This is a genomic window from Candidatus Methylomirabilota bacterium, from assembly GCA_035260325.1.
In the GTDB taxonomy this organism is placed as follows: domain Bacteria; phylum Methylomirabilota; class Methylomirabilia; order Rokubacteriales; family CSP1-6; genus AR19.
The window spans coordinates 1-11,154 of sequence record DATFVL010000054.1 but is presented as its reverse complement, the minus strand read 5'-3'; the positions used below and the strand labels follow the sequence as shown (position 1 = coordinate 11,154).

Genomic DNA, 11,154 nt, shown 5'->3' with positions numbered 1-11,154 from the left:
GGTGACCGCGCCCATGCTCGGGCTGCCGGCGCCGCCGCCCGCGCCCGAGGTCGCGCCCGCGCGCGAGGAGACGACGGCGTCGCTCGAGGACGCGGTGCGGGCCCGGGTCGCGGAGGTGCTCCGGCAGACCGGCTGGAACATTTCGCGCTCGGCGGCGCTCCTCGGCATCTCGCGTAACACGCTGCGCGCGCGGATCGAGAAGTACGCGCTCCGCGCGGGCGAGGCGTCGCCGCGCCGCGAGCCGCGCGTCGAGCGGCCGGGCGCGGACGCGGCCGGCCCGCCCGCGCCGAGCCGCGCAGCGGCGCCGGCGGCGCTCCGCTGGGAGCGGCGCCGCGTCACCCTTCTGCGCGCGGCGCTGGTGACGGACGTCGGGACCGACGTCCAGCTCGACACGAGCCGCGCGCTCGAGGTCCTCGTGGAGAAGGCGCGGAGCTTCGGCGGGCGCGTCGAGGGGATGAGTCCCGCCAGCGTCGTCGCCTCGTTCGGGCTCGAGGCCGTCGAGGACGCGCCGGGCCGAGCCGCGCATGCCGCGATGGCGATGCAGCGCGCGCTCGAGCGGGCGCGGAGCGACGGGGTGCCGCTGCCGGCGACCAAGGTCGGGATTCATCTCGCCGAGTTCCTCGTCGGGTCGGGCCGCGGCCCCGCGGAGCTGGATCTGGAGACGAAGCAGAAGGCGTTCGGCGTGCTCGAGGAGCTCGCCGACCGCGGCGAGGCGGGATCGATCCTCGTCAGCGAGACCGCGGCGCCGTTCCTCGAGCGCCACTTCGAGCTGCTCGACTTCGTCGGGGGCGCGCTCGGGCGCCTCTTTGCGCTCGCGGGACGCGAGCGCAGCGGCCTCGGCGTGGCCGGCCACGTCGCGACGTTCGTGGGGCGTCACCGCGAGATCGAGCTGCTCTGGAGCCGGCTCGAGTCCGCCGTCCGCGGCCAGGGCCACATCGTGGGGCTCAGCGGTGAGGCGGGCATCGGCAAGTCGCGCCTCCTCCACGAGTTCCGCCAGAGCGTCGCCGGAAAGCCGGTGGCCTGTCTGGCGTCCCGGTGCGTGTCGTACGGCGCGACGACGCCGTACCTGCCGGTGCTCGGCATCCTCAGGGCCGCGTGCGCGATCACGGATTCGGACACGTCGGCGGCGGTGCGCGAGCGCGTGAGCGTCGCGCTGCGCGAGGCCGGGATGGATGCGGCCGAGGGCGGGCCGTACCTGCTGCACCTGCTCGGGGTCGACGACGGCGCCGAGCGGCTCCGGGCGCTCGCGCCCGACGCGATCAAGGCCCGCACCTTCGAGACGCTCCGCCAGCTCTGGCTCGCCCGCAGCCGGCAGCTCACGCTCGTCGTGATCGTCGAGGACTTGCATTGGATCGACGCGACCTCCGAGGAGCTGTTCGCGTCGCTCGCGGAGATCCTCGCCGGCTCACGGATCCTCTTCGTCTCGACCCACCGCGCGGGGTATCGCCCGGCGTGGCTCGAGAAGTCCTACGCGACCCACCTGGCGCTGCAGCCGCTCGCGCCGGACGACAGCCTGCGCGTCCTACGCTCGGTGCTCGGCAGTGAGCGCCTGCCCGATGACCTCGCCGACCGGATCGTCAAGAAGGCCGAGGGCAACCCGCTCTTCCTCGAGGAGCTCGCGCGGACGGTACGGGAGCAGGCCGGCGAAGCGCCGACGCTCGCGGTGCCCGACACCATTCAGGAGGTGCTCCGGAACCGGATCGACCGGCTCGCGCCCGACGACAAACGGCTGCTCGAGATCGCGGCCGTCGTCGGCCGGGACGTGCCGTTCCCGATCGTCCACGCCGTCGCCGAGCTCGGCGACGAAGCGGTCCGCGCCGGTTTCACCCGTCTGAAGAGCGCCGACTTCCTGTACGAGACGAGCCCCGGCCCCGAGACCGAGTACACGTTCAAGCACGCCCTCACCCACGAGGTCGCCTACGCCAGCCTCCTCGACGATCGGCGCCGTGAGCTGCACGCGCGGATCGTGGACGTCATCGAGCGGCGCCACCCCGGGCGGCTCGACGAGCACACCGAGACGCTCGCGCACCACGCCTTCGAGGGGCGCGCCTGGCCGAAGGCGCTCGGCTACCTCCACGAGGCCGGCCTGCGGGCGTTCAGGCGCTGCGCCCACCAGGAGGCGGTGGGATCGTTCGAGCGGGCGCTCGTCGCGCTCGCGCGCATGCCCGACACGCACGAGAAGACGGCGCGCGCGATCGATCTCCGGCTCGATCTCCGGAACGCGCTCCAGCCGCTCGGCGAGTTCGGGCGGATCGTCGAGAGCCTGCGCGACGCCGAAGGTCTCGCCCGGAGCCTCGGCGACCAGCGGCGGCTCGGACGCGTGCTGGTCGTGCTCGCCGATTACTTCCGTTTCATGGGCGACCACGACCGCGCGATCGAGTACGGACGACAGGCGCTCGCGATCGCCGACGCGCTCGGCGACTTCGACGTCCAGCTGCGCAGCAACACCTATCTCGGCCAGACGTACTACGCGCGCGGCGAGTATCGAGACGCGATCGCGTTCCTCGAACACAACATCGCGGTCCTCGAACGGGGGCGGGAGCGCGAGCTCCTCGGGCACTCCCTGGTCCCGTCGGTCCACGCACGGACCAACCTCGTCTGGTGTCTGGCCGAGCTCGGCGAGTTCGACGAGGCGATCCGGCGCGGGGAGGAGGCGGTCCGGATCGCGCACGCGGTGGACCACCCGTACACGCTCGCGACCGCGTACGCGGGAATCGGCAGCGTCCACGTCCGGCGCGGTGAGCTCGGGGCGGCGATCCCGATCCTCGAAGCCGGCCTCGAGCTCTGCCGGACCTGGCACCTGTCGCTCTGGCTCCCGCGCATCGCCGCCTCGCTGGGTGAGGCGCTGGTGCTCGCGGGACGCGTGGACGACGCCGTGCCGCTCCTCGAGCACGCTGCCAGGCAGTCGCAGGCGATGCGGGTCATCGGCGGGCGCGCTCCGTTGCTGACGTGCCTGGGCGAGGCCTATCTCCTGGCGCGCCGGATCGGCGAGGCGAGCGGGAGCGCGACCGGCGCCCTGGCGCTCGCTCGCGAGCACCGGGAGCGAGGCCACGAGGCGTGGGCGCTGAGGCTCGAGGCCGAGATCGCGCTGCGCACGGAGGCGCGCGCCGCCGACGTCGCGCGCGAGCGTCTGGGCGAGGCGTTGCGGCTGGCGACCGAGCTCGCGATGCGTCCGCTCGCCGCGCGCTGCCACGCGGCGCTCGGTCGGCTGCAGCAGTCGACCGGCGACCGCGACGCGGCGCGCGAACACCTCGGCGCCGCCGGGGCGCTCTTCCGTCGGATGGGGATGACGCTCTGGCTCGGCGAGGTCGAGGCGGCGCTCGCGACTCTACGCTAGGCGCCGCCCCTTCCGGCTCGCCGCGGAGACGACGATGCGCACGCCCGCGATCCCGCGCCCGGCGCGCTCCACGAGCCGCCGGACCTCCAGCGCGAGCTCCTCGGCGGCGTGGGCGTCGAGGTCGCCGACAACCTCGACGCGGTGCACACGGTCCCGCGGCGGCTTCCTCGTCGCGGGGACGCCCGCGGCGCGGGCGCCGCTAGCCCCTCTTCTTCTTGATCTTCTTGATCCGGGCATTGTGCTTCTTCACGAGCTGCTGCACCGCCCTGGCGAGCTGCTTCACGGCGGGGCTCTTCGTCCGGCCGCGGAACACGATGACGATCCGCCGCTTCCGACCGCGCTTCACCTGGGGTCCCGTGAATGGCATCGCGTTGCCTCCTCTGTGGGTGAGTGGGACGGGGACCGGCGGGCACCCTACCCGCGCGCGTCCTGGATCCTATCGAACAACGCGTCCACATGGAAGACGCCCATCGGAGTGTCGAGGTCCCTCACGCCGTACCACCCCTCGTCGGCGTCGTACTCGTCGCGCAGCTCGACCGGCTCGCCGAGCGCCAGGCGGACGAACGTCGCCGAGACGCTGTGCTTGCCGGTGAGATCGTGCAGGAGCAGGCCGGACGGCAAGCGTCCCGCGTTGATCTCGGTGATGCACGCGGTGCCGTCCGCGTTTTCGCGCAGGTCGCAGTTGAACGTTCCCGACGCGCGCGGGTCGAGCGCCCGGACCGCGCGGGCGCAGGTCTCGACGACCCGCGGCTCGTAGACGGTCTTCGCGAGGTGGGCGACCGACGAGATGCCGCTCGGGTTCGCGCCGCTGGCGACGTACGAGAGACGCTCGAGCGTCGTCGCGAGGATCGGTGTCCCCTCCCTCCAGAGCGCCAGGCACGAGAAGTCCCGGCCCGGCAAGTACTCCGACAGCGTGAACGCCGCCGCCGGGACGTCGCGCATGTCGCGCCAGTACTCGATCCAGCTCCGCGCCTGGGCCACCGTCCGCACCGGGATCGCGCCCATCGACCCACTCCCGACCCGGATGCGGCACCACGTGAGCCCGCGCACCGGGAGGCGGCGGAACGCGCGGCCGAGCGTCCGGAGGCTGGTGACCGGAAAGGTCAGAGGCGCGGGGACGCCGCGGGCGCGGAGATGGCGGTTCAGGCGGTACTTGTCCTGACAGAGCTCGACGACGCTGCGGCGGGGGAGGAACGTCCGGCAGGGGACGCGGGCGCTGTGCCGCGCGATGACGGCGACCTCGGTATCGGTCGTCGGGATCAGGAGGTCCACGCGCTCCCGGCGAATGACGCGCGCGAGCGCACGGAGGAAACCCCGATCGGTCACCGCGGGCGTCAGATAGTTGCGGTCCGCCGTGGACTTCGCGAGGGCGAAGCGGTCGGGGTGGCAGCCCACGATGACGAGCGAGCGATCGCCCGTCCGGAGGCCGCGGATCAGGTTGCTCGCCGCCGTCGTCCCCGCGCCCATCACGAGGAGTCGCGCGCTCACGGCCGCGGTGCCCGCACGACGATCCGCCGGCGCCCGAACGCGCGACGGATGGCCTGCTGGTGTCGGCCGCGATGGAGCCGCCGGTCGGCGGCGACGAGATTGGCGGCGACCGTCGAGAACGTCGCGCCCGTCCGCCGGGACTTCTGCCACGCGAGCGCCAGCAGGCGCGCGAAATCGGCCGCGGCCTCGACGAGCGCCTCGCCGAAGCCGTCGGGATTCAGGCGGTAGCGCGCGGCGAACTTGCGGTGGATCGCGGGGTCGCGCTCGGCCCTGGCGTGCGTCGAGTTGCGTGCGAGCTCGGCGGAGATCAACCTGCGGCGGACGAGATGGCCCTCGAAGATCTCGACGAGGACGTCAAACGCCGCGCCGAGGAAGGGCTGAGCGTAGGTGTGCTTGTCGCCGCGTCTACGCGCCGCCCTGACGGCCGGGGCCCGCAGCGTCTTGTCGTGAAAATAGAGCCGGCCCGGGCGGCGCCCGCTCCGTCCCCTCCGATACTGGCCGATCTCGGAGACCAGGTTGACCGAGTAGAGCTTGCCGCGCGTCTCGGCGAGCACGCGCTCGACGACGTAGTCGAAGTGGAGGACGGCGACGAGCGAGACGAGGTCGGCCCCGGCCTCGTCGTGGGACTTGCGCATGAACTCGCGCCGGTCCGCGGGCGCTTTGCCGATGACGCGCTTCAGGAACTGGTGGCCCACCTCGTGAGCCACCACGTCGAAGTCCTCGGCGTACGGCTGCGCGGGATCGCGGCCGGCGAATCCAAACTCGATGTAGCCGTCGCCGGACCACGCGTTGGCGCCGAGCTTCTTCACCCGCGGGATCAGCTCGAGGCGGCGCTGCCCGCGCGTGCCCCAGCGGAGCCGACGGCCGAGGTAATGCTCCCAGATGGCCATCACGCTGGCGACCGACGCGTACAAGGCCGCCTGCGAGAACTCCCGGATGCGCGGGACGACCGAGTCGAAGTGGCCCTCCGCGTTCGGCCTGACCGGATCGAGCGCGCGCATGCGGCGGGGGTAGGGCGGGCGCCAGTCGTAGGCGCCGGTGTCGGGGTCGCGGTACGGCCGCTTGTTCCACGCGTCCACCACGTAGAGGCGCCGGCCGGACGGTCCGGGCCCGATGCTCCCGGGCCGCGCGTCGACGTGAACGAGCCGGGGCTTGTCGAAGCCGGCCACGATCCGCGGCTTCGGATACAGAAGGAAGCGGGTCCCCTCGCGGGGAAACTCGAACTTCCGCGTCAAACGCCGGCCGCTAGGCCTTCCCCGCGAGCGCGCGCTGGAGCTGGTCGAGGTGGTTGTCGTCGTGCCACGCCATCAGCGTGACGAAGTCGTCGATCGTCATGCGGCCGCGCTGCGGGTGGATGCCGCCACGCCTCCAGCCGTCCGGCCCGAGCGTCCCGAGATACGCCAGCGATTCCTCCCGCCGCTTCCTGAACGCGTCGAGCGCCGCCGCGGCGTCGTTCCTCAGGTACTGACGGTCCTCGGCCCAGCGGTCGGGGGTCCCTGGATTCAGCGAGGGAAACTTCGGGTCGTCCATCGCCGCGACCAGCGCGAACCGCCCCATGAAGAGCTCCTCGGTGTCGCGCAGGTGGCAGACCACTTCCTTCGCCGCCCAGTTCTTCGCGTCGGGGCGGCGGGAGAGATTGGTCTCGCTCTGACCGTGGATGGCGGCGGCGAGCTCGTCCGGGGTGCGCGCGAGGCGCTTGAGGCGCTCGGCGGCGGGCTGCCTAGCGTACTCTTCCATGCTCGGCATGGCAAGAATGTACGGCAAGCAGGCGCCGCGGCGCCAGCCCGAACTCAGGCGGCGCGGGGGAGATCCCTCGCGGTCTTCACCACGAGCTCGTAGTCCTCGGGGAGCCGCTTCACCACCGTCGGCCACACGGCCTGGGTGATCTCCTCGTAGCCCCGCGGCGCGTCCAGCACGACGCGGCCCGGGTGCCAGAGGCCCTCGCGCGTCACCCGCACAGACAGGAGCGACTCGCCGTGCAGCTTGCGGTTGACGGCGGCCCGGATCTCCGCCCCGATCCTCTCGGCCCGCGACTCCTTCCGGTCGATCCACGTCCGGAGTCCGAGCGGGAGGAAGATCAGCGCACTGATCAGCACCATGGCAAGAATCTCGGTCATGGCCGTTCCCTCCTCACCGTTGCGATGGGCACGGCACCGCCCGGGATTCGCGTGAATCCCCCGCGCCGCGCCGCGCATCAAAAGTGTCGGAGCGGGCTCCAGCGCCCGTTGACGCCCTGTCGCGGGCGCCCGCGCGCGGCTAGACTCCAGGCATGATCCGCTTCGGGCGGGAGATCGCCGGCGTGCTCGACCTCGCCGAGCGCCGGGAGTGGCTCTGCACCAACGGCCTCGGCGGCTTCGCCTCGGGTACCGTGGCGGGCTCGCTCACCCGGCGCTATCACGGTCTTCTCGTCGCCGCCCTCCACCCACCGCTCGGTCGGACGCTCTTCGCCGCCAAGCTGGACGAGACCGCCGTGTACGACGGCGTCGCCCGGGCGCTCGCCACGAACCGCTGGGCCGACGGCGCGGTCGACCCGCAGGGCTTCCGCGAGATCGAGAGCTTCCATCTCGACGGGACCACGCCCGTCTGGGTCTACGCGGTGGGCGACGCGCTCGTCGAGAAGCGCGTGTGGATGGAGCAGGGCGCGAACACGACCTACGTGCGCTATCGCCTGCTCCGCGGGCGGGTGCCCGTCGCGCTCGAGCTCAAGGCGCTCGTGAATCACCGCGACCTCCACGCCGTGACGCGCGGGCCCGGCTGGCGGATGGCCGTCACGCCGGTGAAGCACGGGCTCGGCGTCGTCGCGTTCGAGGGCGCCCGGCCGCTCCTGATCCTGGCCGAGGGCGCGACGGCCACGGCCGCGCACTCGTGGTACGAGGGCTACGAGCTTCCGCGCGAGCGCGAGCGGGGACTTCCGTCGCGCGACGATCATCTCCACGCGGGCACGCTCTCGGCGTCGCTCGCGCCGGGCGCCGCGCTGACGCTCGTGCTCTCCGCGGAGGCCGCGCCCTCGCTCGACGGCGACGCGGCGTGGCGGCGGCGCGAGGGCCACGAGGCGCGCGTGCTCGACGGTTGGCGGCGCGCCCGGTCCGCCGCGCGGGAGGCGCCCGCGTGGATCGCGCAGCTCGTGCTCGCCGCCGATCAGTTCGTCGTCGCGCGCGCGGCCCGGTCGGCCGGCGAGGCCGACGGGACGACGATCGTCGCCGGCTATCCCTGGTTCGGCGACTGGGGGCGCGACACGATGATCGCGCTCGCCGGGCTCACGCTCGTGACCGGACGCGCCGAGGTCGCGCGGCGCATCCTCACGACGTGGGCGCGCTTCGTGGACCGCGGCCTGCTGCCGAACCGGTTCCCCGACGCCGGCCGCGCGCCCGAGTACAACACGGCGGACGCGACGCTCTGGTACGTGGAGGCGATCCGGGCCTACCACGCGGCGAGCGGCGACGACGCGCTCCTGCGGGAGCTCTTCCCCCTGCTCGAGGACGTCGTCCGCCAGCACCGGGACGGCACGCGCCACGGCATCAAGGTGGATCCCGCCGACGGGCTGCTCGCGGCGGGCGAGCCGGGTGTCCAGCTCACCTGGATGGACGCGAAGGCCGGCGAGCGGGTGGTGACGCCGCGGATCGGCAAGCCGGTGGAGGTCAACGCGCTCTGGTACAACGCGCTCCGCGCCATGGCCGCGTTCGCTCGCCGGCTGGGGAAGCCGGCGGAGCCCTGGGACCAAGCGGCCGCGCGCGCCCAGACCGGCTTCGAGCGCTTCTGGAACCCGCCCGCCGGCTGCTGCTACGACGTGCTCGACGGTCCCGACGGTCCCGACGACGCGCTCCGGCCGAACCAGATCTTCGCCGTCTCGCTGCCCGAGAGCCCGCTCCCGCGCGAGCGCCAGCGCGGCGTCGTGGACGCGTGCGCCCGCCACCTCCTCGTGTCCCACGGCCTCCGGACGCTCGCTCCCGGGCATCTGCGATACCGGGGGCGCTACGCCGGGAGCCCCGAAGAGCGCGCCGACGCGTACCACCAGGGCCCGGCGTGGGCGTGGCTCCTCGGGCCATTCGCCCTCGCCCACCTCCGGGTCCACGGCGACGCCGCGGCCGCGCGCTCGTTCCTGGCGCCGCTCGCCGATCACCTCACGGACTACGGCCTTGGGTCCGTCGCCGAGATCTTCGACGGCGACCCGCCGTTCGCCCCGCGGGGCACGATCGCCCAGGCGTGGTCGGTGGCGGAGGCCTTGCGGGCCTGGCACGAGCTCGGCTGAGGCGCGTGGACGACCCGCTCGAAAAGCAGTAAGCTCCCGATCACCCCGGCCGAAACGCGTGGGAGGACGCCGTGGACCGAGACCAGCTCTGCGTGAACACGATCCGAACGCTCGCGATGGACGCCGTCCAGAAGGCGAGCTCGGGCCATCCCGGCACCGCGATGGCGCTGGCGCCGGTCGTCTACACGCTCTGGCAGCGGGTCCTCCGGTTCGATCCCGACGATCCGATCTGGCCGAACCGCGACCGCTTCGTGCTCTCCGCCGGCCACGCGTCCATGCTGCTCTACGCGATGCTGCACCTGACGGGCGTCAAGGCGGTCAACCCGCAGTACGAGCGTCTCGGGCAGCTCTCCGTCACGCTCGACGACATCGAGCGCTTCCGCCAGCTCGGGAGCAAGTGCCCGGGCCATCCCGAGTACCGCTGGACCTCGGGCGTGGAGACGACGACCGGGCCGCTCGGGCAGGGCGTCGCGACGAGCGTGGGCATGGCGATCGCCGGGCGCTGGATGGCGAGCCACTTCAACCGCCCGGGCTTTCCGATGCTCGACTACGACGTGTACGCGCTCGCCGGCGACGGCTGCTTGATGGAAGGCGTCTCCGGCGAGGCGGCCTCGCTTGCCGGCCACCTCGGGCTCTCGAACCTGTGCTGGCTCTACGACAACAACCGGATCACGATCGAGGGGCCCACCGACCTCGCGTTCAGCGAGGACGTGGCGACGCGGTTTCTCGGCTACGGCTGGAACGTCACGCGTGTCGGCGATGCGAACGACCTCGAGATGGTCGCGCGCGCGCTCCGGACCTTCAAGGCGACGCCCGGTCGCCCGACGCTGATCATCGTGGACAGCCACATCGCCTGGGGCGCGCCGCACAAGCAGGACACCCACGCGGCCCACGGCGAGCCGCTCGGGGAGGAGGAGGTCCGGCTCACGAAGCGCGCCTACGGCTGGCCCGAGGACGCCCGGTTCCTCGTCCCGGACGGCGTGCGCGAGCACTTCGCGGCCGGCGTCGGCGCGCGCGGCCACGCCGCGCGCGAGGCGTGGATGGCGCGCTTCGCCGAGTACAAGGACCGGTTCCCGGAGCTCGCCGACCACCTCTACCGGATGCAGCACCGCCGGCTCCCCGAGGGCTGGGACAAGGGGCTCGCGCCGTTTCCGGCCGACCCCAAGGGCCTCGCGGGCCGCGACGCGTCGGGCAAGGTGCTGAACGTGCTCGCGCGGAACGTCCCGTGGCTCCTCGGCGGCTCCGCGGACCTGGCCCCCTCGACGAAGACGCGCCTCGTGTTCGACGGCGCCGGCGACTTCGAGGCCGGCACGCCCGCGGGGCGCAACCTGCACTTCGGCGTCCGCGAGCACGCGATGGGCGCGGTGCTGAACGGCCTCTCGCTCTCCAAGGTCCGGCCCTACGGCTCGAGCTTCCTGATCTTCAGCGACTACCTGCGCCCGGCGATCCGGCTCAGCGCGCTGATGGAGCTACCCGTGATCTACGTCTTCACCCACGACTCGATCGGCGTGGGCGAGGACGGGCCGACGCACCAGCCGATCGAGCAGCTCGCGTCGCTCCGCGCGATCCCCGGCCTCCTCACGCTCCGCCCCGCGGACGCCAACGAGGTGCTCGAGGCGTGGCGCTACGTCCTGCAGCTCCGCCACGAGCCCGTCTGTCTCGTCCTGTCGCGCCAGGCGCTGCCGACGCTGGACCGCTCGACGTACGCGAGCGCGGCGGGCGTGGCGCAGGGCGCCTACGTGCTCGCGGACGCGACGGGGGGCGCGCCCGAGGTCATCCTGCTGGCCTCGGGCAGCGAGGTCGCGCTCTGCGTGGACGCGTACGAGCGGCTGACCGCGGCCGGCGTCCGGGCCCGCGTCGTGTCCATGCCGTCGTGGGAGCTCTTCGAGCACCAGCCGGCCGCGTACCGCGACGCCGTGCTGCCGCCCGCGGTCGCCGCGCGCGTCGGGGTCGAGCAGGCCTCGACCTTCGGCTGGAGCCGGTACGTCGGCGCGGGCGGCGAGGTCATCGGGATGCACACGTTCGGCGCCTCGGCGCCCCTCAAGGAGCTCCAGACGAAGTTCGGGTTCACCGCCGAGCA

Annotated in this window: 9 protein-coding genes; 3 read left to right on the top strand and 6 right to left on the bottom strand. The window is 73.2% G+C overall.

Going from position 1 to position 11,154, the window contains the following annotated elements:
* The coding region (locus VKG64_03745) for an AAA family ATPase (GenBank protein ID HKB24145.1) at positions 1-3,337 on the top strand (3,337 nt) is incomplete at its 5' end.
* Here the strand turns inward: VKG64_03745 and VKG64_03740 are convergent.
* The 6 genes from VKG64_03740 to VKG64_03715 are packed head-to-tail and all read right to left on the bottom strand — an operon-like array spanning position 3,329 to position 6,942.
* Positions 3,329-3,484 carry a hypothetical protein gene (locus VKG64_03740; protein HKB24144.1) on the bottom strand — a complete coding sequence of 52 codons (156 nt, stop codon included), beginning with the start codon at positions 3,482-3,484 and terminating at the stop codon, positions 3,329-3,331. The two genes, VKG64_03745 and VKG64_03740, sit on opposite strands and share 9 nt — an antisense overlap.
* A 52-nt stretch (positions 3,485-3,536) precedes the next feature.
* Complete coding sequence (locus tag VKG64_03735) at positions 3,537-3,704, bottom strand: hypothetical protein (GenBank protein ID HKB24143.1); 168 nt, start codon at positions 3,702-3,704, stop codon at positions 3,537-3,539.
* A 47-nt stretch (positions 3,705-3,751) separates the two neighbouring features.
* Positions 3,752-4,825: a hypothetical protein gene (locus tag VKG64_03730; protein ID HKB24142.1), complete on the bottom strand. Its 1,074-nt coding sequence runs from the start codon at positions 4,823-4,825 to the stop codon at positions 3,752-3,754.
* Positions 4,822-6,060 carry a hypothetical protein gene (locus tag VKG64_03725; GenBank protein HKB24141.1) on the bottom strand — a complete coding sequence of 413 codons (1,239 nt, stop codon included), beginning with the start codon at positions 6,058-6,060 and terminating at the stop codon, positions 4,822-4,824. Before VKG64_03725 ends, VKG64_03730 begins: the two co-directional genes overlap by 4 nt.
* 10 nt (positions 6,061-6,070) lie before the next feature.
* Complete coding sequence (locus VKG64_03720; GenBank protein HKB24140.1) at positions 6,071-6,562, bottom strand: DinB family protein; 492 nt, start codon at positions 6,560-6,562, stop codon at positions 6,071-6,073.
* 53 nt (positions 6,563-6,615) lie between these two features.
* Positions 6,616-6,942 carry a hypothetical protein gene (locus VKG64_03715; protein HKB24139.1) on the bottom strand — a complete coding sequence of 109 codons (327 nt, stop codon included), beginning with the start codon at positions 6,940-6,942 and terminating at the stop codon, positions 6,616-6,618.
* Positions 6,943-7,094: 152 nt separating this feature from the next.
* Between VKG64_03715 and VKG64_03710 the strand changes: the two genes are divergently transcribed.
* Both VKG64_03710 and tkt read left to right on the top strand, forming a co-directional pair.
* The gene (locus VKG64_03710; protein HKB24138.1) at positions 7,095-9,074 is read left to right on the top strand and encodes an amylo-alpha-1,6-glucosidase; all 1,980 of its coding nucleotides are present in this window, start codon (positions 7,095-7,097) and stop codon (positions 9,072-9,074) included.
* Between the two features lie 116 nt (positions 9,075-9,190).
* Positions 9,191-11,154: transketolase (tkt, locus tag VKG64_03705; protein HKB24137.1), on the top strand; the 1,964-nt coding region annotated here is incomplete at its 3' end.

Bases quoted from the DNA above. Each gene is read 5' to 3' on its own strand.
- VKG64_03710 (HKB24138.1), top strand. From the start codon at position 7,095: ATGATCCGCTTCGGGCGGGAGATCGCCGGCGTGCTCGACCTCGCCGAG.
- VKG64_03720 (HKB24140.1), bottom strand. From the start codon at position 6,562: ATGGAAGAGTACGCTAGGCAGCCCGCCGCCGAGCGCCTCAAGCGCCTC.
- VKG64_03735 (HKB24143.1), bottom strand. From the start codon at position 3,704: ATGCCATTCACGGGACCCCAGGTGAAGCGCGGTCGGAAGCGGCGGATC.
- VKG64_03715 (HKB24139.1), bottom strand. From the start codon at position 6,942: ATGACCGAGATTCTTGCCATGGTGCTGATCAGTGCGCTGATCTTCCTC.